This is a genomic window from Corynebacterium sp. UMB10119B, assembly GCF_030228125.1.
In the GTDB taxonomy this organism is placed as follows: Bacteria; Actinomycetota; Actinomycetes; order Mycobacteriales; family Mycobacteriaceae; genus Corynebacterium; species Corynebacterium pseudogenitalium.
Window position 1 is genome coordinate 58,992 of the sequence record NZ_JASPBG010000004.1, and the last position, 24,325, is coordinate 83,316.

15 protein-coding genes and 5 tRNA genes are annotated in these 24,325 nt (G+C 61.1%); 14 read left to right on the forward strand and 6 right to left on the reverse strand.

Annotated features, from left to right (window positions below; all coding sequences use genetic code 11):
* Positions 1–3: 3 nt before the first annotated feature.
* On the forward strand, positions 4–396 hold the full coding sequence (locus QP802_RS05235; protein WP_070975130.1) for a GtrA family protein: 393 nt from the start codon (positions 4–6) through the stop codon (positions 394–396).
* Here the strand turns inward: QP802_RS05235 and glfT1 are convergent.
* From glfT1 to wzm, 3 genes are all read right to left on the reverse strand, one after another.
* Positions 383–1,300, reverse strand: a complete 918-nt coding sequence (glfT1, locus tag QP802_RS05240; RefSeq protein ID WP_070363297.1) for a galactofuranosyltransferase GlfT1 — start codon at positions 1,298–1,300, stop codon at positions 383–385. The genes QP802_RS05235 and glfT1 overlap by 14 nt on opposite strands.
* Before the next feature lie 390 nt (positions 1,301–1,690).
* Positions 1,691–2,479, reverse strand: a complete 789-nt coding sequence (gene wzt, locus QP802_RS05245; protein ID WP_284817733.1) for a galactan export ABC transporter ATP-binding subunit Wzt/RfbE — start codon at positions 2,477–2,479, stop codon at positions 1,691–1,693.
* Between the two features lie 16 nt (positions 2,480–2,495).
* The gene (wzm, locus tag QP802_RS05250) at positions 2,496–3,347 is read right to left on the reverse strand and encodes a galactan export ABC transporter permease subunit Wzm/RfbD (protein ID WP_256472717.1); all 852 of its coding nucleotides are present in this window, start codon (positions 3,345–3,347) and stop codon (positions 2,496–2,498) included.
* 158 nt (positions 3,348–3,505) lie between these two features.
* Between wzm and QP802_RS05255 the strand changes: the two genes are divergently transcribed.
* Complete coding sequence (locus QP802_RS05255) at positions 3,506–4,732, forward strand: aminotransferase class V-fold PLP-dependent enzyme (RefSeq protein ID WP_252931179.1); 1,227 nt, start codon at positions 3,506–3,508, stop codon at positions 4,730–4,732.
* On the opposite strand, the gene QP802_RS05260 is transcribed toward QP802_RS05255, so the two are convergent.
* Positions 4,729–5,727 carry an NAD(P)H-quinone oxidoreductase gene (locus QP802_RS05260; protein ID WP_284817734.1) on the reverse strand — a complete coding sequence of 333 codons (999 nt, stop codon included), beginning with the start codon at positions 5,725–5,727 and terminating at the stop codon, positions 4,729–4,731. The two genes, QP802_RS05255 and QP802_RS05260, sit on opposite strands and share 4 nt — an antisense overlap.
* Positions 5,728–5,789: 62 nt before the next feature.
* Between QP802_RS05260 and QP802_RS05265 the strand changes: the two genes are divergently transcribed.
* The 4 genes from QP802_RS05265 (at position 5,790) to QP802_RS05280 (ending at position 7,251) form a co-directional block, all read left to right on the forward strand.
* Positions 5,790–5,874 (forward strand) — tRNA-Ser (locus QP802_RS05265).
* A gap of 81 nt (positions 5,875–5,955) precedes the next feature.
* A tRNA-Ser gene (locus QP802_RS05270) sits at positions 5,956–6,047 on the forward strand.
* Between the two features lies 1 nt (position 6,048).
* Positions 6,049–6,124, forward strand: a tRNA-Arg gene (locus QP802_RS05275).
* Positions 6,125–6,426: 302 nt separating this feature from the next.
* Positions 6,427–7,251, forward strand: coding sequence for a fumarylacetoacetate hydrolase family protein (locus tag QP802_RS05280; RefSeq protein WP_284817735.1), 825 nt, complete (start codon positions 6,427–6,429; stop codon positions 7,249–7,251).
* Between the two features lie 12 nt (positions 7,252–7,263).
* On the opposite strand, the gene QP802_RS05285 is transcribed toward QP802_RS05280, so the two are convergent.
* Positions 7,264–9,822 (reverse strand): hypothetical protein, encoded by a 2,559-nt coding sequence (locus tag QP802_RS05285; RefSeq protein WP_284817736.1) that lies wholly within the window; start codon positions 9,820–9,822, stop codon positions 7,264–7,266.
* 254 nt (positions 9,823–10,076) lie between these two features.
* Here QP802_RS05285 and mgtE point away from each other — a divergent pair, with 254 nt between their 5' ends.
* The 4 genes from mgtE to QP802_RS05305 all read left to right on the forward strand — a co-directional run bounded on the left by mgtE (position 10,077) and on the right by QP802_RS05305 (position 21,665).
* A complete protein-coding gene (gene mgtE, locus QP802_RS05290; RefSeq protein ID WP_070477250.1) occupies positions 10,077–11,438 on the forward strand; it encodes a magnesium transporter in 1,362 nt (453 codons plus the stop codon).
* 69 nt (positions 11,439–11,507) lie between these two features.
* Positions 11,508–11,583, forward strand: a tRNA-Arg gene (locus QP802_RS05295).
* 459 nt (positions 11,584–12,042) lie between these two features.
* A complete protein-coding gene (locus QP802_RS05300; RefSeq protein ID WP_284817737.1) occupies positions 12,043–19,575 on the forward strand; it encodes a carboxypeptidase regulatory-like domain-containing protein in 7,533 nt (2,510 codons plus the stop codon).
* A 143-nt stretch (positions 19,576–19,718) separates the two neighbouring features.
* On the forward strand, positions 19,719–21,665 hold the full coding sequence (locus QP802_RS05305) for a hypothetical protein (RefSeq protein WP_284817738.1): 1,947 nt from the start codon (positions 19,719–19,721) through the stop codon (positions 21,663–21,665).
* A gap of 88 nt (positions 21,666–21,753) precedes the next feature.
* On the opposite strand, the gene QP802_RS05310 is transcribed toward QP802_RS05305, so the two are convergent.
* On the reverse strand, positions 21,754–22,785 hold the full coding sequence (locus QP802_RS05310) for a prephenate dehydrogenase (protein ID WP_246814881.1): 1,032 nt from the start codon (positions 22,783–22,785) through the stop codon (positions 21,754–21,756).
* A gap of 52 nt (positions 22,786–22,837) precedes the next feature.
* Here QP802_RS05310 and QP802_RS05315 point away from each other — a divergent pair, with 52 nt between their 5' ends.
* From QP802_RS05315 to QP802_RS05330, 4 genes are all read left to right on the forward strand, one after another.
* Positions 22,838–23,320 (forward strand): tRNA adenosine deaminase-associated protein, encoded by a 483-nt coding sequence (locus tag QP802_RS05315; protein WP_284817739.1) that lies wholly within the window; start codon positions 22,838–22,840, stop codon positions 23,318–23,320.
* A 41-nt stretch (positions 23,321–23,361) separates the two neighbouring features.
* Positions 23,362–23,790: a nucleoside deaminase gene (locus QP802_RS05320; protein WP_070363620.1), complete on the forward strand. Its 429-nt coding sequence runs from the start codon at positions 23,362–23,364 to the stop codon at positions 23,788–23,790.
* A gap of 90 nt (positions 23,791–23,880) precedes the next feature.
* Positions 23,881–24,087 (forward strand): CsbD family protein, encoded by a 207-nt coding sequence (locus QP802_RS05325; protein WP_284817740.1) that lies wholly within the window; start codon positions 23,881–23,883, stop codon positions 24,085–24,087.
* A 49-nt stretch (positions 24,088–24,136) separates the two neighbouring features.
* Positions 24,137–24,224 (forward strand) — tRNA-Ser (locus QP802_RS05330).
* Positions 24,225–24,325: the final 101 nt, after the last annotated feature.

Genomic DNA, 24,325 nt, shown 5'->3' on the forward strand with positions numbered 1-24,325 from the left:
GCGATGAAGCAGCAAGCGCTGCCATTCCTCATCATCGGCATCGGCTGCGCCGTCATCGACTTCGGCATCACCTACACCCTCACCGAAGCCGTTGACCTCCAACGAGACTTCGCGAAAATGATCGGCTGGGTCTTCGGCACCGCCACCGCCTACGTGCTCAACTCGCGCTACGCCTTCAAATCCGAAGTCAGCGCGAAGAAGGCAGGCGCCGTCTTCGCGCTCTACGCCTGCACATTCGCCGTCCAAGTCCTGCTCTACAAGTGGACCGAACCGCCACTCATCGCGCTCGGACTCCACAACCCATGGAAAGACGGCATCAGCTTCGTCATCGCCCAAGGCGTTGCCACCGTGACCAACTTCGTCCTCCAAAGCAAAGTCATCTTTAAGGACGCCTAAAGTCCTCCCGCGCCCCCATCCGCAGCAGACGCAGCCACTGCAGGAAGCCCTTCGGATCCTTCCGCTCCACCAGGAAGAACCACCCGAAGCGCACCACTTCCTGCAGCTTCATCTTCTTCATGCCCTGCTGATTAATGATGTAGCCGCGATTCCGATACGTGAAATACCTTTTCGACTCATTATCCGGCCACTGCGCATGCGCCCTGCCACCCATAATCGGGTGGAACTCGCCCGACCCATCCGGGTGCAAATACTTCGTGGTCAGCGCCGTGCCATACCGCAGCCCCGACTGCGACAAACGCCGGTGATACTCCACCTCATCACCCCGAATGAACAGGCGATAATCCGGCACACCAATCCGCTCCATCGCCTCCGCCGAAATCAACGCCCCATTAAATAAGGACGCATAATCCGGCAAGAACGACCCCTCCAACTCGGCCGTCGTCCGCTTCCACTCCAAGCCCTGGCGCAGGGGAAACGCCAACTTCGCCGGATCCCCAATATTCGCCACGACCGGGCTCACCTCATGCAGCCGGTGCTGCTCCGCCACGCGATACAGCTCCTCCAACACGCCGTGGTCCGCCGGGCGGCCATCGTCGTCCGCGCACCAAATCGCGTCCGCCCCCAACGCCAGCGCCGTCAAAAAGCCATACGCGAACCCGCCAGCACCACCCAGATTCGTCTTCGACGGCAAATACACCGCTCGATCCCCGGCCAACTCCTGCAGCAGTTCCTGAACAGCCTGCTCAGCGCCGTTATCCACCACGATCACCCACTGCACCGGGTGCGTCTGGTTCACCACCTGCTCCAGGGAATGTCGCAGCATCTCGACACGCTTATGCGTCACGATCACCGCCGCCGTCGAACCACTACTTTTCAGGTGTGCCGTTCCAGTTCCAGTCATGCCTCATATTGTGCACCATCGGCGGGGCGGGGTGGGGGTGCGTCGGGGAGCGCGTGGTTTTCGGGCTGGTTTTCGTGTGGTCTTTGTGGTTTTTCGTTCCGGTCGAGGTGTACAAGGAGTGCGACGCTGGTCGCCAGAAATCGGCCGGGCTGGATGAAAATGCGCGACCTGCATCGCACGCTTCTAACCTTGGAGGGGAAACGGGAGGGCAGGCCGCCAAACGGTCGTTCGAAAACCGGCAAAAACTGCAAAGTGTAGTAGGTGGATTGTAGTAATCCTCGAAAATGATTGCGAAAAGGGGATTACTACAATCCTGTTACTCCCATTTGGGTTTCAGAGGAGCTCCGGCCAGCGAAAACCGACCGAAACCGGGCCGAACCAGCCCGGCGCCTACTCCGCCTGGAACCGCTTGACCAGGTCGTCGACGTACTGGCCGGCTTCGGGGCCTTCGTAGGCGCCGACGACCTCGGAGACCAGGCCGGCTTCCCTGATTTCGCCTTTGTCCACCCACAGAGCGGTGTTGCACAGCTGTGCCAGGAAGTCGTTGGAGTGGGAGGCGAAGACGAGGATGCCGGAGCGTTCGACGAGTTCGGCCAACCGGACCCTGGCTTTGGCCATGAAGGCGGAGTCGACGGCGCCGATGCCTTCGTCGAGGAGCAGGATTTCGGGTTCGATGGAGGTGACCACGCCCAGGGCCAGGCGAACGCGCATGCCGGTGGAGTAGGTGCGCAGGGGCATGGAGAGGTAGTCGCCGAGTTCGGAGAATTCGGCGATTTCGTCCATCTTGGCTTTCATCTGTTTGCGGGTCTGGCCGAGGAAGAGGCCGCGGATGATGATGTTTTCGTAGCCGGAGATTTCGGGGTCCATGCCGACGCCGAGGTCGAAGACGGGGGCGACGCGGCCGCGGACGTCGGCGACGCCGCGGGTTGGTTCGTAGATGCCGGAGAGCAAACGTAGCAACGTAGATTTGCCGGCGCCGTTGTGGCCGACCAGTCCCACGCGGTCGCCTTCTCGCAGGTGGAGGTTGATGTCTTTGAGTGCTTCGACGACCACGGTGTTGGAGGCATTCTTGCCGATTTTGCCACCGGCGGAGGACATGACTGCCTTTTTGAGTGAGCGGGATTTGGCGTCGAAAATTGGGAAGTCGACGCAGGCGTTGTAGGTGTCGATGGAAACCATGTGTGACTTCTTCTCCTTAGACCCAGTACGGCACGCGGAAGCGCATTTGGCGCATGGCGAGCAGGGCGAGCAGCAGGCCGATGATGGTGCAGACGCCGACGACGATCCAGTGGTAGCCGGCGAGTTCTTGGCCGATCATGGGGGCGCGCACGATCTCGAGGTAGTGGTAGAGGGGGTTGATTTCGGCGAGCATCGCGCGCTTGGCGACGTCGCCGCCTTGCTCCTTGAGCGTGTGGGTGGTCCAGACGATCGGGGTGACGTAGAACAGCAGCTGCACGAGTGCTTCCAGAAGTGGGGCGACGTCCCTGAATCGGGTGGCGATGATGCCGAAGAGCATGGTCACCCACACGCCGTTGACCACGAGGAGTGCCATCGCCGGGATGGCGAGGAGGACTTGCCATCCGAGGTGAATGCGGAACGCGAGCACGAGGATGACCCAGATGACCAGGTTGTGCGCCAGGAAGAGGAGTTGGCGCCATACGAGCCGGTACACGTGGACGGACAGTGCCGACGGCAGCTGTTTGATCAGGCCTTCGTTTTCGATGAAGACTTCCGCGCCGTCTTTGATGCAGCCGGAGATGAATCCCCAGACGATGAAGCCGACGGTGACGTGTGGGAGGAATTCGCGCACGCTGATTTGGAACAGCATGGAGTAGAGCAGCCCGAGGGCGAGCGCCATCACGCCGGTGGCGATGGTGATCCAGAGCGGGCCGAGGGTGGAGCGCCGGTAGCGCTGCTTGATGTCTTGCCAGCCTAGTTGGAGCCAGAGTTCGTGCTGGCCCCATCCGCGGATGAGGTCGCGGAATGCCAGCTTCAGCGTTTTCGACTGTGATTTCGGAGCGTCGTCGTGGTGTGGCTCGGAGGTCATCCTTGCGACGTCGTTTCGGAGCTGGTTTGTATTGTGCACGGTTCATACCCTAGCTTGCGTGTGCGTTGAGCGGTGTTTTGGCAGCATGCTGCGGGTGGGGTGCGCTGCGGTGTTCGGGCGTGCATAATGATTGGAAGTGTTGCCTGGAGGAGGTTGTGGTGTCGTTGCAGTCGTATGACGTTGCTAGTGTGCGTGGGCTGTACACCTCCCTTTCTGACGGCTGGACCTACATGAATGCGCACGACTGCCCGCAGATTCCGGAGCGGGTGTCGGCTGCGGTTGCGCGTTCGTTCCGTATGTCGACGGCGGTTGCGCGCCCGGAGCCGCGGGTCGGCTCGCATGCTCGCCCGACTGTCGGTGTGCCCGAGGGGCAAAGTTTTCTTTTCGACGCCCGCTCCGCCATCGCCGACCTGTGTAACGTTTCGCCTGAGCGTGTGGTGTTGGGGCCGTCGCTTCCGGTGTTGTATTCGGCGCTGGTGTTGGCGATGCGCCCGCTGTTTCGGCACCGTTCGTCGGTGGTGGTGTGCAATGCGGATCGTCCGGTGTTGACGGACGCGTTGGCGCGCTGCGCGGAGGATGCGCAGCTGCGTTGGGCGCAGACGGATCTGGCGACTGGCGATGTGCCTGCCTGGCAGTTCGGCGAGTTGGTGGATGGCTCGACGCGCCTGGTGGCGGTCCCGGCTGCGCACGAGGTGCTGGGGTCTGTGGTCCGAGTGGCGGACATTGCGGACACGGTGCGGGATCGTTCCCGCGCGTGGGTGCTCGCGGACGTCTCGGCGTACGCGCCGTATTACCTGATGGACTTCGATAGCTTCGGCGCGGATATTTTGGGCATTGACGTCGCGGAGCTGGGTGGCCCGCAGGTGGCGGCGCTGGTGTTCCGGGATGAGGCGATGTTCGGCAGGCTGGATATGTCGGCGTTGCAGCTCGACGTATCGACGGGCCTCGCCGGCGGGGTGTCCGCCATCGTCGACCACTACGCGCGCCTGGTGGAGGAGCCGGGGCGCCGCAAGACCCGCCGTAACCGGCTGGAGTTCTCGATGGGGTTGACGCAGCGCTACATGCGCGGGCTTCGCGACGACCTGCACACGTTCCTGGGCACGTTGCCGTCGGTGCACATCGTGGGTGTGTCCGGCGAGGCCGCTGAGGGCTCGCGCATGGAGCACACCCCGCGCCTGGTCTTCGGTGTGCACGGTGTACCAGCAGAGACGGTGCACCAGCGGCTGTTCGCCAACGGCATCGTATCGACGCCCGCCCCGACCACCCCGCTGCTGCAGGACATGGGTGTCGCCGAGATGGGCGGCGCGGTCGCCGTCGGGCTGGGTCCCTTCAATACGGAAGTGGACATCGAGCAGCTGATCCGCACCGTGGCCTCCCTGGCCTAAGCGGTTTCGACCTCCAGGACGACCTTGCCGGTGTGCTCGCCGGAGTTGAGGTAGGAATGGGCGCAGCGGGCGTCGATAAGCGGGAAGGTCCGGGAGATGTTCGGGTTGATGTGGCCTGCTTCAATGAGTGGCCACACGTGCTCCACCGTGCTTGCAACGATCGCTGCCTTCATGGGGCGCGGGCGGGCGCGCAGCGTGGTCGCGTGGACGGATTGGCGGCGCGTGAGCATACGGCCCAGGCTCAGCGTGCCCTTCGGCCCACCCTGCAACCCAATGACGACGAGCCTGCCGTCCACCGCAAGCGACTTGATGTTGGCCTCCAGATAGGAGCCGCCGATGACGTCCAGGATGATGTCCGCCCAGCCCGCGAGCTCCTCCTCGAAGCGCTGCTCCTTGTAATTGATGAGCCTGTCCGCGCCGAGCTGCCTGCAGTACTCGAGCTTCTCGGCGCTGCCCGCCGTCACGGCGACTTCGCAGCCCATGGCCTTGCACAGCTGGATGGCGAAGGAGCCGATGCCGCCCGCCCCGCCGTGGATGAGCACCTTGTCCCCGGACTGCAACCCGGCGACCATCCCCAGGTTCGACCACACCGTGGCAGCCGCCTCAACAACGCCGGCGGTCTCCGTGAGGGTGAGGTTGGTTGGCTTCGGCGTGAGCTGGCCCTCCGGCACCGCCACGTACTCGGCGTAGCCGCCGCCCGCCAGCAGGCAGCCGACTTCCTCGCCCGGCTGGCGGCCGGTCGTGCCCGGATCGGCGATGGTGCCCGCGCATTCCAACCCCATAATTTCCGACTCACCCTTCGGCGGCGGGTACATCCCCTTCGCCTGCATCAAGTCCCCGCGATTCACGCCTGCGGCGTGCACTTTCACCAGCACCTCACCCTCCTTCAGCTCGGGGAGGGGAACGGTAGTCAGTTCGAGGGCTTGCGGGTCCGAGGTATCAGTCTGGATGATGGCCTGCATAGTGTTCGTGTTCTGTGTGCTCATACTGCTCATACCGGGCCAGCGTACTGAATTTTCGCGTTCAGCAAGGGGGTGCTGTAGAATCACGCAACATTGGAGACGTGGCAGAGCGGCCGAATGCACTGGTCTTGAAAACCAGCGAGGGTCACACCTCCAGGGGTTCAAATCCCCTCGTCTCCGCAAGTGAAGGCCCCTTACCGGTTGGTGAGGGGCCTTCGTTTTGTTCCCCGTTCGTGGTGTGTGTACTATGGGCGAAGGTCTGGAGACGTGCCAGAGCGGCCGAATGGGGCTCCCTGCTAAGGAGTTGCCCTCTTTGCGGAGGGCCGCAGGTTCAAATCCTGTCGTCTCCGCCACGCGCCCGTGGCTCAACGGATAGAGCATCTGACTACGGATCAGAAGGTTGGGGGTTCGAATCCCTCCGGGCGCACCAGATCAAACCCCAGTCCACTGTGTGTGGGCTGGGGTTGTTGTGTTGCTTGTGCCAGTGTCTCAGTGCCAATGGACGCAACCATTATTGCCTAGCCCTTTGGTGACCTGCTCATATGCCCGGGCGGATTTTTCGAATTGCGTCCCTTGGCACTCAATCGGCTGGGGGACACCAAATTCCCTCCCAGCCCATCAGCGAACTGGGAAAACGCCGAGCGCCGTCGCGCGAATTGGCGAATCTGGTGCGCGCGCATATGCGGGCCGGTAGCGTCGTGCGTACACACACGCACCGAAAGGAATCGCACTATGCAACTGATGACACTTCGCCAACCCGGCGGAACCACGACCGCCGCGCGCCGCACCGGGGAAACGACTGCGGTGAAGCTCGGCTTCCATGACGTAGGCGAGCTCCTCGCCCAAGAGAATTGGCAGGAGCTCGCCGCGGAGGAAGGGGAGCAGATCACCTTCCAGGACAAGGACCTGGCGCCTGTTGTGCCTCGCCCGGGCAAGGTCATTTGTGTCGGCCTGAACTACGCGAACCACATCAAGGAAATGGGTCGTGAGCTGCCGAAAGTCCCGACGCTGTTCATTAAGTTTGCTGACGCCCTCACCGGCCCCTATGACGATGTGAACGTTCCCGAATGGGCCAGGGGAGCCCTGGATTGGGAGGGGGAGTTGGCGGTTGTGATTGGGAAGAGGGCGCGTCGAGTAGTAGAGGCGGACGCAGCTGATTACATCGCGGGCTACGCGGTGGCCAATGATTACACGATGCGCGACTACCAGTACTCCACCCTGCAGTGGCACCAGGGCAAGTCCCTGGAGAAGTCGGCGGGGTTCGGGCCGTGGCTGACCACTCGCGACGAGTGGGCGGGTGCGGGGCAGCTCACGACGCTCCTCAACGGCGAGGTGGTGCAGAACGATTCGACGTCTGACCTGGTGTTTACACCGGAGTTTCTGATTGAGTACATTTCGCACATTTACCCGCTGAACCCCGGCGACACCATCTTGACTGGTACGCCGGGCGGGGTTGGTCATGCGCGCGACCCGAAGCGTTATGTGGGCGACGGGGACGTCGTCACGATTGAGGTTGAGGGGTTGGGGCGCATCTCGAACCGCACTGTGTTCGAGTAGCGCCCGGCGCCCTTACTTCGCTGGGGTGGTGGGGACGACTGGCGCGGTGGTGGTCACTGAGCCGGTCGGCTGCTGGCCCTGGTTGCCGGAGCTGCCGACGGTGATGTCGATGTCCTTGACGTTCGGGATGCAGCTGCGCAGGCCGGCGATCGCCAGCAGGGTCACCACGACGCCGACCAGGCCGCCGCCGACCGCAGTCAGCGTGTTTGCGTCGACGTTGAGGGAGCGGGCGGTGTCGCGGAGTGCGCGGTCAATCGAGTTCTTATCGACGCCCGCAGCCTGAATACCGAGCTGGTTCGACAGTGCAACCGGGATTGCGGCAAGCAGCGGAAGGCCGAGGCCGACCAGGGTTGCGATGCAGCGTGGGTCGGAGATGCCGCCCTCTGCGCCGACGCGCGCGTTCAGGTTCGAGGAGCCGCCGTTGCCCTGGCCCTGACCTTCGCCGCCCTGGCCGCCACCCTTGGAGGAGCCGCCGCCGGAGCTGAGCGGGATGCCCTGCACGTTCGGATTGGCGTTGTCGGAGACCTTTATGTCTGGGTTGCCGTTGTTGTTGCCGTTGTCCGAAACGTTGACGGTCGGGTTCGCGTTGTTGGTGACCACGACGGTCGCCTTAGCGTTGTCAGAGATCTTCACGTCTGGGTTGCCGTTGTTGTTGGCGTTATCCGAAACGTTCACGGTCGGGTTCGCGTTGTTGGTGACCACGACGTTTGGGTTGCCATTATTGGACGCGTTATCAGAGACGTTGACGGTCGGGTTCGCGTTGTTGGTCACAACAACGGACGCCTTGGCGTTATCCGAGATCTTGATGTCCGGGTTGCCGTTGTTGGACGCGTTGTTGTTCGCGTTATCGGTGATGTTGACGGTCGGGTTCGCGTTGTTGGTCACAACAACGTTTGGGTTGCCGTTGTTGTTGCCGTTGTCGGAAATGTTCACGGTCGGGTTGGCGTTGCCCGTGATGGTGACGTTGCCGTTGTCGTGGACCTTGGCGTTATCCGTGACAACGACGCTGACCTGCGGGTTACCGTTGTTGGAACCGTTGTCGGAGATGTTGACGGTCGGGTTCGCGTTGCCGGTGACTGTGACATGGCCGTTGTTGTTGCCGTTGTTTTCGATGCGGATCGCGCCGTCTTCAACCTTGACGATGCCCTCGAGCGCGCCCTTCAGGCTGCCGAGCAGCCCGCCGCCCGAGCCGCCCTTGCCGTCCTCGCCAGAGCCGCCGGAGCCGCCACCGATGAGGCCGCCGAGCAAGTTACCGATAGCGCCACCGATGCCGCCGGTGCCGCCGCCGATCAGGCCGCCCAGGATCGGGCCGAGGACGCCACCGATACCCTTCGCGATTTCCCCACCAGTGGTCTGCGGGTTGGTGGCGTTGATGCGGATGGTGCGCTCGACGGTGGAGGTGCCGTCGCTAATCTTGACTGGCAGGTCGAACACGCCCGGGGTGAAGGTGGCAGGTGCGTTGACCTGCACTTCGCCGTTGAGGTTGGTGAAGGACCAGAGCGGGTACTTCGCGCCGCTGCGCTCAATCGTGACGTTCTCCGGCAGGGTGAGGCCCGGAACCGGCTTCACGCGCTGCTTCTCGAAGTCGACTGAGTAGATCTTGCTGAAGTCCGGCAGGTCGCCTTCCCACTCGGCGGGAGGCATGGTGTCGGTGAGCTTGACCTTCAGGGTGCCGGAGTACGGCTCGCCTTTCTTCGGCGTGATGGTGACCGGAATATCCGCGCTACCAGCCTTGATGGCGTTGTTGAAGGTGATCTTGTTCCACGGCTTCCCGATGGTCAGGTTGCCCTCCGCATCGACGGTCACCGGCCAGCGCGTGGTGCTATCCCAGTAGGTCGACGCGATCTTGTCGCCGGGCTCGAGCTTGGCGTCCGGCACGGGCACGGTTTCTTTGTTCCAGAAGTTCTCGGCCTCGTAGGTCTTGTCGAAGTCGAACTTCGGCGCCTCAGGGGCTGGGGCTTCCTCGCTTGTCGACGGCCCCTCCGACTCGGCTGGTGCTTCCGGTTTGGAAGACTCGGATGGTGCCTCCGGTTCGGAGGACTCAGACGGTGCCCCGGACTCAGCCGTGGTGGTTTCTGCCGAGGTCGTCTCCGGCGTGGTGGTCGCAGATGTGGTGGTTTCCTCCTCCTCCTCCTCCGGCTTTTCGTCCTTGACGGCGATCTTCAGCGTGGCCTCGTAGGGCTCGCCGGAGGCCGGGGTGACCTTGATCGGGATCTCGACGGTCTTGCCGACCTTGCTGCTGAACGCCAAGCCGTCGCTCGGGCGCCCGACGGTCAGGACGCCGTGGTCGTCGAAGGTCACCTTCCACCGGTACGTGCCGATCGTCTTCCAGTTGTAATAGGTCTCTACCTTGTCGCCCGGGTTCAGGGCGATGTCTTTGAGCGGGACCGAATCAACGTCCCAGAAGTTGACCTCTTCTGGCGTGTCGAAGTCGGATGCCTGCGTCGCCACTGTCTGGGCGTGGGCTGCGGGGAGGTCGGACGTCGAGACGCTGACGAATGGGGCGACCAGCGCGATCGAAAGCGCACCGGCGGCGATAGAGATGCGCTTTGTGCGCGTGCTGTATGCCATAAACTTGTCCTTTGCTCAAGAGCGGAAACGCTGCACTGGACCTGCAGCACAGGTATGTCACAGATTGATATCGTTTCTGTCCAGTAAAACTTAACATTCTCACCCCCGCCCAAGGCTAGGGATGGAAAGGGATAGGCAAAACATGCAGGTAGTTCGCTTTACAAAAAGGTGCGCTATTCCACCTCCGGGGGTAAGTGCGGCTACGCTTGCAATGCTTGACTTGGCCAATCGCGGTGAGGTGAAAGGACGTGGAGATGAAGATCAATGACCCCGAGCAGCTCTACGAGCTCGAGCGGCGGCTGGAGGACCACGACCCTGAGATAGAGGAGCTGTCGGAACTTCAGGAGCAGCTGAAGCACGTCCGCCTCAAAGACATCATCGCGATGATTGAGCGCACCGATGTCACAAACGGTGCGAAGATTCTGCGCCTGCTGTCGCCGGAGCGCTCTGCGGTCGTCTTCGACGTGCTGGACCCGGCGCACCAGGCAGACATGGTCACCGCACTTGGCGACGAAGCCGTCGTCGGCTTCTTCGACGCCCTCGGCGCCGAGGACCGCGTGGCCCTCCTCGACGAGCTCCCTCCCGAGGTCGCCGCCCGCCTTATGCACGAGCTCGACGAGGACGACCAGCGCGTCACCAACGTCGTCCTCGGCTACGAGAAGGGCACCGTCGGCCGCACCATGTCGCCGGAGGTGCCGCTGGTCACGCCAGAGATGACGGTCAAGGAGGTCGTCGATAATCTCCGCGAGAACGTCGACAGTCTGGAGACGATCTACACCGTCCCCGTCACGGATGCGCACCGCACGCTCGTAGGCATCGTTTCTTTACGACGCCTCTTCCAATCCAACGCCAACCAACCCGTTTCCGAGGTCATGCGGGAAGCGCAGTACGCCTACGCCTCCGACGAGGCAGAGGACACCGCGCGCTGGTTCCTGGCGTCGAACCTGCTGGCGTTGCCGGTCGTCGATAATGAGCACCACCTGGTGGGCATATTCACATACGACGAGGCTCACGACATCGTCGAGGAAGCAGACAGCGAGGACACAGCCCGCCTGGGTGCGTCCGAGTCCCTGAAGCGCCCGTACCTCTCAACGCCCGTGCAGGCCCTGGTCAAGAGCCGTATCGTCTGGCTGCTGGTGCTTGCGGTCTCCGCGATCCTGACCGTGCAGGTGCTCGGTATCTTCGAGGACACGCTGGAGAAGGCCGTCGTGTTGTCCTTATTCATCCCGCTGCTGACGGGTACCGGCGGTAACACCGGCAACCAGGCCGCCACCACCGTGACTCGCGCGCTCGCACTCAATGACGTCCGTAATCGCGACGTGGCTAAGGTGGCGTGGCGCGAAATGCGGGTGGGTATGCTTCTCGGTGCCGTGCTCGGAACGTTGGGGTTTGTGCTGGCAGGGCTGGTGTTCGGGCAGTCGGTGGGCATTGTCATTGGGTTGACGCTGCTGCTCGTATGCACGATGGCCGCAACCGTGGGCGGTGTGATGCCAATCATCGCTAAGACCATTGGCGCTGACCCGGCCGTGTTCTCTAACCCGTTTATCTCTACGTTCTGTGACGCCACCGGTCTGATTATTTACTTCTTCATCGCCAAAGCAGTTCTGGGGATCTAGCAGGCGTTTTGCTGCACTCATCGTTTCGGTGTAGAGTCTCTTTCGTTGCTTGCAAGGCAGCAAAACACCGCGCCCGTGGCTCAACGGATAGAGCATCTGACTACGGATCAGAAGGTTGGGGGTTCGAATCCCTCCGGGCGCACCAAATAAAACCCCAGTCCACCGCGTGTGGACTGGGGTTTTTGCTTTATTCTTTGAGGCGGTGTCAAAAGACGCACCCCTTGAAGCCTAGTCCTTTTCTGACCTGTGTGTATATTGGTCACGTTTTCTCGGATTGCGTCTCTTGGCACTCATTCCCTCATCGGCAATCGGCGAAATGTGGAAACAAAGGGGGACCCCGCTGCTCTCAGCTTTTTGCAAGGTTTGCCCGGCGTGTGTTGGGGTGCCTGATTGATTTGGACTAAGGGCGCAGGTCGGAGGGGGCGTCGATAATTGGAGCGGTGCGAAGAGGGGATTTGCGATTCTTGCGCTGCGTATATGTAGCTCTTAGCTTGAGTTGACGGTGGTAAACGACGTATATTTGTACAGATTACTTAGGAGAAGTCTGTGCGCTCGCTCCTAGGCTTCGAATTTCTCTCAATAACGTACGAATCAGGAGACCACAATGACCGGAAACGGTAAGTCCGGACGCGGACTGTTTTCCAGCATTCGCAAAGCGGCCATAGCTACGGCGACCGCTTTTTCTTTAGCTATCGGTGGGATGGCCGTCCCGGCTGTGAGCGACCACGCCGCTGAGGTGGCGCTGCCGTCGGCGTCGGCAACTGTTATCACTGATTTGCCCATTCAGCAGGCAAAAGTGACTAAAAAGGGGCAGCGAAAAATTTCGTGGGCGATACAGTCTGTAGGGTCGGCGCGATATCCAATCCCTATCTCCGGGATTTTTACAATCACTCCTTGGCTGGAGTCCAAAAAGCCGATCGTGCCGATCGGTAAGGTAAAAGTCCAGATCAAGCAGGGTGCTGAAGTTGTTGAGACTCTAGGCGAGTTTGATTTTCCGATCACCTCTGACGGGAAGTCCTATAAGCTTGATCTCTCCTCCAAGTGCACCACCTCTTCGCCTTGTTACCTCCCACAGTCTGACGTCCACTCATTGTGGATTGAGTCTGCGAACGATCTCGATCGAAAGCTCTTGGGAAACTTCGAGCAAGGTCGCCTTCAGGGAGGCTTTGGGCACCGTGAAGCTGAGGAAAAGAAACCAGAAGCCCCCAAACAAGGTTGGGTAGCGGGCCTTGTACAGGTACCGAATGGCTACTCGGCCTCCGATGTTGACCTGAAGATTGATGGGCGCCCAGTTCAAGTTGGTGGCAACGGCTGGTTTGTGAGCGAGAAGTTCAATTCTGGGACGTACGGCTGGGAAGCTCGCCTGAACGATAAGACTTCAACGTCAAGCGGTAGCGTTACAATCAGTGCTGACCAGCAGTCCTACCTCAATATCAAACTTGAGGAGCGCAAGGGGACCGTTTTGGTCCATATGCACGATCGTCATGGCTACCCGCTGTGGAACACGGGAGGTAGCCTGCAGATCAAACGTACCGACCTTGGCCCGAGTAACGGAGCTTCAATTGACCATGGGAATTGGTCGTCGACTGAACTAACCGGAAGCTACGGCGACTACCAAATTTGGTACAGCGGCTCGGATGAGTACTTCCCTACATCAGCACAGTCGTTCAATATCCCAGGGAACCGGCCAAGTGAAATCAGGTTCTACCTGCAGCGCAAGGAGGTAAGCGGTAGGGTTTACCTGCCGTCTGGTTACTCGTTCAATGCTGCGCAGGGGCTTACCCTCACAGTGTTTGACCAAAACAAACGCGAGGTCCGGAAGGTATCTCTCCTGGACTCTGGGGATTACAAGATTCAGGGTCTGGACAATGGAAGCTACCGCTTCCAGCTCTCTGGTGACTACATCAATACCGTTTCACGAACGGTGAATATTAGTAACCGTACGATCGACGGAGTTGACTTCCGACCAACGTTGAAAGAGGCCCGCGCTAAGGTAGAGATCCAGGTCCCAAGCAACGAGAACTTTGATGGCGGAAAGATTCGCCTGAAATACAACAATCAGACTTGGGGTGACTACCCATACAAGAATCAAGCAGGATACGACCTCGGTGTTGTCAACCCAGGTGAGGTATCCGTCCAGCTGATCGACCGGAACGGAAAGGTCGTAGGCAGCGGTTATGAGTTCGTGCTTCCAGGCGAAACTAAGATTGTGCGCGCCACAGTGTCCAAGACGCTGGCTTCCTACCAGGGCGTGGTGCTTGACCAGTTCGATAAGCCAATTTCTGGTGCCACGGTCTCTGTAAACGGCAAGAGCGTGAAGACGGACGGTCGCGGCCAGTTCGTTGTTGCAGGCGTGAAGCCCACTGCGACAGTTCAGGTCAAGGTCGATGCAATTGATAACTACACCTACGAACTGAATACGTCAGTGCCTGTCAATAAGACTGAAGGCGGCAAAACCTACGATCTTCCTGACCCGCTGAAGCCGAACTTTATGACGAAGGAACTCCTTCTCCAGTTCCTCGGCGGTGAAGAGGGCGCTGCGGGCGTGACGTGGGAAGTCGCTCCGAGCCCGAACCATAAGAAGGCAAACGGGGCTGAAGGACGTAAGGGCGTCACTGATAAGAACGGCTTTGTCCAGCAGGTGCTGTACCCAGGCACCTACGATCTCAAGCTGACTTCTCCGAAGGGCGACCTGGGCGACAAGTACACGTTCGAGAATGCTCCTCGAACCGTCACGATTGATCCCAAGAATGGCATGCAAGTCCAGGAGATCACGCTGAAGAAGAACCCAGGCGAAATCAACGGTCGCGTCATCTACGACGATGGCAAGCCAGTGGTGAATGCCGAAGTTCGAGTTGGCAATGAGACGGTTCGTACGAACTGGAACGGCTACTACACCTTTAACAGGGTCGCGGCTGGTACTGACTCGGTAACCGTTGCTGCCGCAGGTGACGGCACCTACGCAGAGGCCTCGCAGAAGTTCTCCGCGCTCAAGGCAGCGGAGAGGAAGACTGTCGAAGACATCAAGGTCGACCGAGCAACCTCCCGCATTGAAGGCACCGTCCGCATCGACGGGAAGCCTGCTTCGGGTGGTGTCTCGGTGGAAGCAAAGGGCCAGAACGGCGCGTACATCGACTTCGGTGGCGTTGACTCGAGCGGTAAGTTCTCCTTTGCAAATACCGGTTCCGCGAAGCTGCTGCCAGGTAAGTACGAGGTCACGGTCCGAAACTCGGGTGATGGCCGCTTCGACGAGACGACCAAGTCTGTCACCGTCAAGCCTGGAGAGGCTGCAAAGGTTGAGTTTGACCTCAAGGAAAATCGCGCTCCAATTGTCGCGACCGTCCGTAATGAGGCCGGCGAGCTAGTCAGTGGCGCAAAGCTGACTCTCAAGGACGTTGACACTACCTGGACCGAAGGCGAGCGCGGCGTGTACACCTCGGGCAACCTGCCTGCTGGTGAGTACATCGTCCAGGTTGAGGCAAACGACACTCATGGTTCGACGCAGGGTAAGGTCACCGTGAGGTGGGCTGCAGGTGGCCGCGCTAACTACATCGTCACGCGTAACCCGGGCACCGTCACGATTAACGTCACTGACGATGCAGGGCAGCCAGTAAACGGTGTGAAGGTACGGCTTAAGGGCACGCAGTCTGACGCTTACAAGACGCAAATCAACAAGGACTTGACCACCGCAAACGGCAAGGTCGCTTTCGATAAGGTTCCAGTCGGTACCTACAAGGTCACCATTGACGACTCTGCAGCATACGACGAGGCCCAGGGTATTGAGCTCAAGGTCGATGCAGCGGGCAACGTCGTTCGCGATGTGAAGCTGCGTCGTAAAGATGCATCCATGACGGTCCACGTCATGGATGAGAAGAGCCGTGCTATCTCGTCACCAGTCATCAAGCTGATTGATGAAAACGGTGCAGAGACCAAGGGCACCGGTGACGTGAACGGCAAGGTCGAGTTCAACGAGCTGCGCCCAGGTACTTACACGATTGAGGTTGAGCCGACGGATCGCCACAAGGGTGGATCGAAGTCCGGCGTCACCATCAAGCCTGGCACCACAGCAGCTGATAACAAGGAATTCGTCAGGGTGACCAACGAGTCCGCGACGGTGATCGGTACCGTCGTCGACGAAAACAAGCAGCCAGTTGCTGGCGCCACCGTCAAGGTGACGAACGAAGGCACGCAAGAAGTCACGACTGACAAGGACGGCAAGTTCGTCGTCGAGGGCCTCAGCGAAGGCAACGCAACCTTTGAGGTCCCGAAGACTAGCGAGTACACCGGTAACAACCTCACCGTGAACGGTCTGCTGCCAGGTGATCAGAAAGAGATCACCATCGAGGTCACCCGAGACCTTAAGCGCCTCAACGGCTCCGTGCTTGACGACGGCGGCAATGCCATCGAAGGCGTCGAAGCACAGTTGATCCAGAACGGTGAGGTAGTAAAGACCCAGACCACCGATAAGTCCGGTAGCTTTGCATTCGACAAGATGGAGCCGGGTACCTACACGGTGAAGGTCGAGGAGACTGACACCCACCTCGCTGGTGAGAGCGAAAGCTTCGAGGTTGTGCTTGGCCAGGGTACGGATCCTGTCCAGGTCTCCTTGCAGCGCAAGCCAGGCAGCATGAAGGGTAAGGTCGAATTCTCGAACAACAAGGTTGTCGACGGTGCCGAGATCCGACTGGTACCGGAGTCCGGCGATCCAATCGATCTGGAATTCAACAACGAAGGCAACATTGCCGTGCCAGAGCTACCAGCAGGTACGTACAATGTTGAGGTCAAGTCCCCGGACAACTACAAGCGCGTAAGTGTTCCACCACTGACGGTCTACCCAGGCAAGGAAGCTGACTTGGGCGTGATTAAGTTCACCGCCGAGATCGGCGACGTTGCAGGCACTGTCCGTGACGAGAACGGCGAGCCTGTTGGCAAGGTCAAGATCAAGCTGCAGCGAGCAGGCCAGCAGCCAATCGAATCTGAATCTGCCGAAGACGGCACGTTCTCCTTCACCAAGGTCCCGGTGGGCGATTACACGGTTGACGTTGTGCAGCCGGAGAAGTTCAAACCGGTCCGCGGTCTGACCGCCACGGTGAAGCCTGCCGAGGAAACGGCTCTTGACATCACCCTCGAGACGAAGCCGACGAAGGGCACCATCAAGGGCAACGTTGAGGACGAAGCCGGTGAACCGGTTGCGAACGTTGGTATCTCGCTCGAGCCGACCTCCGGCAAGGGCAACACCATCGACGTCAAGGTCGCCGAAGACGGCACATTTGACGACGCCACCATCCCAGCAGGCTCCTACAGCCTCAAGGTGACCCAGCCGGTTGGCTACGAACCGGTGGACAACATCCCGGTCAAGATCGACGCAGGTAAGGAGCGTGTCGTCCCGACCATCACGCTGAAGAAGAGCGAGGTGGAGGCCGAAACCGGTAGCTTCATCGGTGGTGTCTACGACAAGGCGACGAATGCTCCGCTGCCGCAGACCGGCCTGGTTCTTGTTGGTGACGCTGGACGCTACCCGGTGGCTATTAACGCTGACGGTTCGTTCCGTCGCAACGGCATCCCAACCGGTAACTACCAGTTGAAGATCGCGCAGCCGGAGGGCTACCTCGAGCGCGCAGACATCACCGTTGTCATCGAGACGGGCCTGGACAACTATGCCCAGGACATCAAACTGGAGAGGATCCCAGTTGAGAACACCCCGACCACGGGTACCCTGCAGGGCAACGTGCTCGGCGTGAGCGAGGGCAAGCCAGTCGAGCAGATTGCTGGCGCGAAGGTGAGCATCCTCCGCCTCGGTGGCGGATCTACGCAGGTCACCACGAACGATTCCGGTATCTTCACCGCTTCCGGTCTCGAGCCGGGCGAGTACGTCGTCCAGGTGGAGGCACCGGAGGGCTTCAATACGCCGCGTTACCAGCGTGTCGTTGTCGAGGCTGGCAAGACGAACGGCGACTTGCGGGTCTACCTCGAGCGCAAGCCGACGCCGAACCCGAAGCCAGGTGCAGCACCAGGCACGATCAGCGGCTGGCTCCTTGATGACGGCAACTACCCAATCAAGAGCGGCACGGTTCGCATCAAGGGCACCGCAAAGAATAAGGACGGCAGCCCACGCCTTGACGAGGACGGCAAGCCTATCGAGACACTTCCAGCGGTGAAGATTGGCAAGGACGGCTACTTCACCACGGATCGCCTTGAGCCAGGTGAGTACACCATTGAGCTCGACGTCCCAGATGGCTGGCCAAAGCCGAAGGACTGGCCGAAGAAGGTCACTGTCACTGAGGACAAGGCGATCGAGCTTGGCCTTGTCAGCATCAAGGCACCGCGAAGCAACGTCGAAGGTGTTGTTGACGACGGCTCCGGCAACCCAGTCGAGGGCGTCATCGTGACCGCGACCGACCCGCGTGGTGATACCAGCGTGGTCGCCACCGACAAGAATGGTAAGTTCGTCTTCGATAAGGCGCTGCCGGGTACCTCCACCATCGAGGTGTTCACCCCGCAGGGTATCCAGAACGTAGACCCAATGTATGTGCCGGTCAAGCCTGGCCAGGACGTTGCAATCCCGGGCGTCCACCTGACGGAGAAGCAGCTCAAGCTGAGCAAGCGTGTCCGCGGGTACGATGCCGACGATATGGACAGCGCCCCGATCCTCCCTGAGGACTGGGACCTGATCTACGGCTTCGTGATCACCAACGAGACCGACGAGATCATCAAGAACATCACCCTGGATGACCCATTCCTGGGAGATGCCAAGATCACCTGGCCTGAGGGCTGGGATAAGCCAGAGAATCGCACCTTGGAGCCGGGCGAGCACGTGTTTGCCTCCGCGAAGATTCCGCCGCAGAAGGACATGTCCGTTGTGAACAACATCGCGACGGCCCGCGGTACGGGCAGCAAGGGACAGATGGTGGCGTCGACACCTGATAACGCAGTGGCAAGAATTGGTTCTGCCTCTGTGGAGAAGAAGGTCAACGCACGGTTCGGTGTGGATAAGAACAAGCCAGTGTCCCTCGATGTGGATGAAGACATGTACTTCACCTACGAGATCATGAACCGTGGCGCCGCACCGATGTACAACGTCACCCTGACGGACGAGGTCTGCGAGTGGAATGAAGGCACGAGTGAAGACGATTCCAACGACTGCAAGCCGATGGAAATCGACCTGCCGAGTGACTGGAACCGCACCCTGCTGCCAGGCGAGCGCGTCTTCCTCACCGCTGCGCTGCCACCACTGAAGCCAGGCACCCGTCACCACAACAAGGCGCTGGTGAAGGCCGACCTTGACCAGCCTCGTCGTAGCCCGGGTATTGAGGAAGAGAAGGGCATCTACGAGGAGGACCCACCGTCAATCCTGACGGTTACCCCGAACAAGAACTCGTGGGGTAACGCACACGTGATTGTGTCTGAGGGCAAGACCCCGAAGGGCTACATCGATGGTGTGCTCAGCGGCCTGCCGGCTGGCCTGCTCACGGAGGCGAAGGTTGAGCTCATCTCGGAGGACAACAAGACCTCCCTGAGCGCAACCGTCGACGGTAACGGAAAGTTTGCCTACGGCAACGTCACGCCAGGCAAGTACAAGCTGCGCGTGACCAACCCGTCCGAGGACGTCATGAAGATCGCTGGCGAGTACGGCATCCCGACCGAGAAGGCAGCCCAGGGTGGGAAGATCACCACCAAGCTGTTCGAAGTCGAAGCAGAACAGCCGACGGACCTCAGCATCCAGCTGGTGAAGGCGGAAGTTCCGAAGGAAGGCAGCTCCCTTGGGCGCTGCATCACGGAGACCTCCTCCGCCTCGAACCCGGCGATGTACCTCATCCCGCTCGGCCTGCTGGTCGGCGCGATGGCGGGCAGCCTGGTCATCTACGAGGACCAGTTCAACGCCGTGGTCAAGCAGTTCAACCAGGCGATGCCGCAGCTCGCAATCGAGCGTCCGGCGTGGATGAACCAGATCAGCCGCCAGCTTGAGCAGCTGCACCCAGCAGCGGGTCCGGCAGTGCTGGCCATCATCCTGGTCGCGGTCGGTGCCATCGCGGTGGGCCTTGCTTACGCAGCCTGCGAAGCTGGTGCTGACGGCTCCAGCAAGGGAGAAAGCTCCAGCAAGAAAGAGCAGACCCCTAGTGAGGAAAAGGTCTCTTAGCCCAAAGCGCTAAGGACGAGCGAAAAGCAACCCGCCACCACGAAAATGGTGGCGGGTTGCTGCTTGAGAAGTACCACATCGTTTTGTACATTGAATGGTGGATTACTGGGTTTGCAGCCCCGCAACCTATACGAGAGGGAACAATGAAATTTTCGAAGACCGCCGGTTACTACGGCCGCTTGGCGATGGCGTCCGCACTCGCCGGGACATTCACACTCGTCCCAGTGGCAGCGAACGCTGACACCACGACCGAGACGCCCACCCAGGCGCCCGTCACCACGACAGCAACCGCTCCTTCGAGCATTGCTTCCTCCAGCGTGACGCCGAGCGCCAGCGCCACCCCAACCGTGAGCGTTGCTCCGTCAGTTGCGGGTGCGCCAGCAGTGGCGACGACGCCAGCGAAGGCGAAGAAGGCGTCGACAAGCGATAAGCCGGGCACTGGTACGAGCGGTGTAGAGCTCGAGTCCGGTGCGTGGACGTACACGGCGGTGGCGGGGCACCCAACCGACGGCAGCGTCTACGCGCTGTCCACCGCGCCACAGGAGAACCACCTGCTGAAGATCGACCCGGCGACGGGCAACGTGGAGGATCTTGGGGCTGCACGCGTCGAGCATGGCGCACTTCCTACCGACATCACCACGGCAACCATTACCTCTCATGGTCGCCTGATTGTGTCGGAGGAGCTGGCCAAGGACGGCGACAGCTACTACGCCATCGACCTGGACAAGCTGGGCGCAACCACCACCCCGGTGTTCACCGAGCACAAGGTGACGGTGGATACCTTCAGCAACCCGAAGCACTTCACGGCGCCAGGCGCGTGGGGCACGGCTTCCAAGAAGGCCGACCCGAAGGGTGAGTACCTGCATGCATACGCCGAAACCCTCGACGGCAAACCGGCATTGTGGACCCTGAACACTGACACCGACAAACTCAGCGTGACTACGCTGAAGGTGAAGCATGGTGTGAAGACCGAGGGCATTGAGCGCCTCGGCGATGTTGCCTACGCGGTGACCAAGGACACCGACGTCTTCGTTGCCGGCGACAAGGACGGCAACACCGTCGAGTTCAAGCCGACGCAGCTGAAGATCGGCCCTGGCGACGAGCTTGTAGCAACGTTCTCCCAGGACGGCGACGACACGCTCAGCGAGGTACTCGGCACCGACAAGAAGTTCGGGTTCACCGCCATCAAGCACGCGGGTACGGATACGGACGCGGAGAAGCCGTCCTCGGGGTCTGAGACGGCAGAGAAGCCTGAGTCGGAAAAGAACGAAAAGGCGGAGACGAAGTCGTCTGACTCCGCAGAGAAGTCCACGACTGAGACAGCGAAGCCCGCTGAGCCTACGGTGTCGACCACTGCGACGCCGTCTACGACGCCGACCACATCCAAGACGGAACAGGCCGCAGAGCAGCGCACGCTCGAGGTCGAGATCTACGCAGGTAGTGGCAACGATAAGAAGCCAGTGGAGGGTGCCCGCCTGGTTGTCCCGAGCCTGAACAACCTTGAGCTCGAAGGCGAGACTGACGCCGACGGCTACATGTTGACGACCCTGCCAAAAGAACTCAACGGCAAGGACTTCACTGTCCGCCTCGTAGAGGCGCCAGAAGGCTTCAAGAACAAGTCTATCCAGATCAAGAAGGACGACGACCACGCGGTCAAGGAAATCACCCTGGACAAGGACACCCGCGCAACAAGCACGAAGTCCAAGCCGCAGGAAATTCTTGACGTGTTCAAGGAAGTCAAGCCGCTGCTCGGCGCGTTCGGTGCCCTCGCAGGCGCGGGTGCGGCAGGTTCGAAGTCGAAGTCCACCACGACGAAGTCGACGTCGACATTCTCCAACTCCAAGAGCTCCGGCACCGTGTCCACCGGCCGCACCACCAGCGCAACGTCCCGCAGCACCGCTGGCACGCGCTCCACGGCGAAGAGCACCAGCAAGCGCAGCTCCAGCAAGTCCTCCTCGACGACCACGTCGACCCGCAGCGGGGACCTCGCCGACACCGGTACCCCAATGTCCGGCGTGATCACGCTCGGTATCGTGCTGTTCCTGATCGGCGGCGCGTACGTTTTCATGGGACGTCGCCGCGACGCATAAGCGGACGCATAAGCGACACGCTGAACGCATACGAAAGGCCCGAAGGGAGTGATCCCCTCGGGCCTTTGCCGTATCCAACAAACGCGAGTTAGAACACCTCGACGCGTCCGCCCAACGACTCGATCTGGCGCAGCTGCTTCACCCAGCCTGGCGCGCCCGGGTGCAGGCGCATCACAGGGCGCGAAGAAATCTTCACCGGTGACACCGACTCACGTCGCGCGCCCGAACGCGCCAGCATACGGGTGTGCGCCCGGTGGCCGTTCTCGGCGAGGCGCTTCATGGAAGGAGCGTCGGCGGAGAGGGCGGAGCGGGCGTCGGCAAGCAGTTCGGTGAACTCGTCAATGATGCTGACGAGGCTCTCGGCGTTGGTTTCGCACATGTTGCGGACCAGCGACGGGTCCGTGCCCGCGACGCGCGTGGCGCCCTTGAATGAGCCAGCCGCAAGCGACTGCGCCAACGTGCCGCCGCGATCCCCGACCACGGAGAGCGCCTCCGCGATGACGTGCGGCAGGTGGGACACGCGGGCCACTGCCTCGTCGTGGCGCTTCACTGACACCGGCACGGCCTCCGCGCCCGTGACCGCGACCAGGTTGCACACGTCCGCGAACAGGCTCGCCCACGTCTGTGGCACCTTGTCGACGCTCTCCGCGTAGTCATACGTCACCACCCACGCCGCGCGCTGGAACAACCCTTCTTGGGACGCCGACCAGCCGGAAAACTCGGTGCCGGCCATCGGGTGCCCGCCGACGTAGCGCTCCTCGAGACCGCGCTCCAGCACGAGGTCGTACACGGGCTGCTTCACGCTCACAACGTCGGTGATGCCGCAGCTCGGGGCGTGCTCAGCGATGGCGTCCAGGACGGTCGCCACGGCGTCCATCGGCACCGCGATCACGATCAGGGCCTGCTGCGCCTCTGCCTTCTGCAGTGCGGCCTCGAGGTCGTTGGTGACGTCGAAACCATCCTTTTGCGCAGCCCTCGTGCCCGCATTCGAGTGCGTGTAGCCGAACGCATCGTGGCCGGCCGCGGTGAGGTCGCGAATGATGGAGCCACCGATCAACCCCAGCCCAACAATGCAGACGGGAGGCAGGTGGCGCGAAGAATGTAGGAATGAGGCAGTCACGGTTTCACATTCTAGTGACAAATTCACTGCGTGCAGGCTAATGTCGTGAGGCATGGCACAGGAATTTCCAGACGGGTACGCAGTGACAGTCGCCCAGCACGACGGCGCATGGTCCGTGCACCGCTACAACGACACCTTCGACTCGCTGGAAGACACCATCGCCGCAGTGCGCCGCCTCCGCAGCGAAGGTCCGGCGTTTGCGCTGCTCAACGTCGAAAATGAGTACGTTGTGGTGCTGCGCCCAGGCCCGAACCGGGCACGCATTTTGCTTAGCGACGCCCCCATCGCCGTCGACGACGACTACGCCGCCGACGCCCTCGAAGAAGCCGGCTGCGACATCCCCGACATCGACCCCGATGACCTCGACGACACCGACAGCTGGGCCGACGGCGACTTCGACATCCTCGCCGACCTCGGCCTCACCGAAGAACGCCTCAGCCTGCTCCTCGACGCCGACGAAGACCCCGCCGACCTCATCGACGACATCGCCGACGCCCTCGGCTTCGCCGACGAATTCTACGAAGCACTGCGGTAACGTTGGCCTGCTCAAGCTGGCAGCGGCGCGCCACCGCCCGCATGCAACAAGCGCTCGACCTCGCGGCAACGACCCCGCCCGGCGACGTGCCCGTCGGCGCCCTCGTCTTCGACGCTGGCGGCGAGGTGATCGGCCGCGGCGTCAACCGGCGCGAACAACGCCAAGACCCCACCGCCCACGCCGAAGTCGAAGCGATCCGGGACGCCGCGCGCACCCTCGGGACGTGGCGCCTTGACGGTTGCGAGCTCGTCGTCACCTTGGAACCCTGCACCATGTGTGCCGGGGCCCTGCTCGGCGCCCGCATCGACTCGCTCATCTTCGGCGCCTTCGAGCCCAAAACCGGCGCCGTCGGCTCCCTATTCGACGCCCTCCGCGACCCCCACCACCTCCACCAAATCCAAGTCCGCGGCGGGATCATGGAACCCGAAAACGCGGAACTGCTCGCCGAATTTTTCCGGGACCTGCGCTAATATTTAACCGAATCGTTACAGTGCCGCCCTGCCAAAGCGGCTACCATGGGGAACCGTTAGCTTAAATACGAAACGAAAAGGAGCAATCGCATGGCTTTTGAAGGAGCAGCAGACAAGCTGAAGGGCACCGCCAAGGAAGCAGCCGGTAACCTTACCGACGACAAGTCTCTCGAGAACGAGGGCAAGGCCAACCAGCTCATTGGCGATGCAAAGGATAAGGTCAACGAGGCTGCCGACGCCGTCAAGGACAAGGCAAACGAGGTAGCCGCCAAGGTTGAGGACAAGCTGAACGACTAGTCCCCGCCTTGATTTGGTTGCTCGGGCAAGAACCGTTACTCTGGTGTGCGGTAGCGTGTCCGAGCGGCCGAAGGTACTCGCCTCGAAAGCGAGTGAGGGTAAAACCTCCGCGGGTTCAAATCCCGCCGCTACCGCCAATTAAAAACAACGCACTCTGGGTTCGCCTGGGGTGCGTTGTTTTTTGGTTTTGGGGAGGCCCCGAGTGCGCGAGTGCCAAAGGACGCAATTCGCAAAACGA

Bases quoted from the DNA above. Each gene is read 5' to 3' on its own strand.
- QP802_RS05235 (WP_070975130.1), top strand. From the start codon at position 4: ATGAAGCAGCAAGCGCTGCCATTCCTCATCATCGGCATCGGCTGCGCC.
- glfT1 (WP_070363297.1), bottom strand. From the start codon at position 1,300: ATGACTGGAACTGGAACGGCACACCTGAAAAGTAGTGGTTCGACGGCG.
- wzt (WP_284817733.1), bottom strand. From the start codon at position 2,479: ATGGTTTCCATCGACACCTACAACGCCTGCGTCGACTTCCCAATTTTC.
- wzm (WP_256472717.1), bottom strand. From the start codon at position 3,347: ATGACCTCCGAGCCACACCACGACGACGCTCCGAAATCACAGTCGAAA.
- QP802_RS05260 (WP_284817734.1), bottom strand. From the start codon at position 5,727: ATGAGCAGTATGAGCACACAGAACACGAACACTATGCAGGCCATCATC.
- QP802_RS05280 (WP_284817735.1), top strand. From the start codon at position 6,427: ATGCAACTGATGACACTTCGCCAACCCGGCGGAACCACGACCGCCGCG.
- QP802_RS05285 (WP_284817736.1), bottom strand. From the start codon at position 9,822: ATGGCATACAGCACGCGCACAAAGCGCATCTCTATCGCCGCCGGTGCG.
- mgtE (WP_070477250.1), top strand. From the start codon at position 10,077: ATGAAGATCAATGACCCCGAGCAGCTCTACGAGCTCGAGCGGCGGCTG.
- QP802_RS05300 (WP_284817737.1), top strand. From the start codon at position 12,043: ATGACCGGAAACGGTAAGTCCGGACGCGGACTGTTTTCCAGCATTCGC.
- QP802_RS05305 (WP_284817738.1), top strand. From the start codon at position 19,719: ATGAAATTTTCGAAGACCGCCGGTTACTACGGCCGCTTGGCGATGGCG.
- QP802_RS05315 (WP_284817739.1), top strand. From the start codon at position 22,838: ATGGCACAGGAATTTCCAGACGGGTACGCAGTGACAGTCGCCCAGCAC.
- QP802_RS05320 (WP_070363620.1), top strand. From the start codon at position 23,362: ATGCAACAAGCGCTCGACCTCGCGGCAACGACCCCGCCCGGCGACGTG.
- QP802_RS05325 (WP_284817740.1), top strand. From the start codon at position 23,881: ATGGCTTTTGAAGGAGCAGCAGACAAGCTGAAGGGCACCGCCAAGGAA.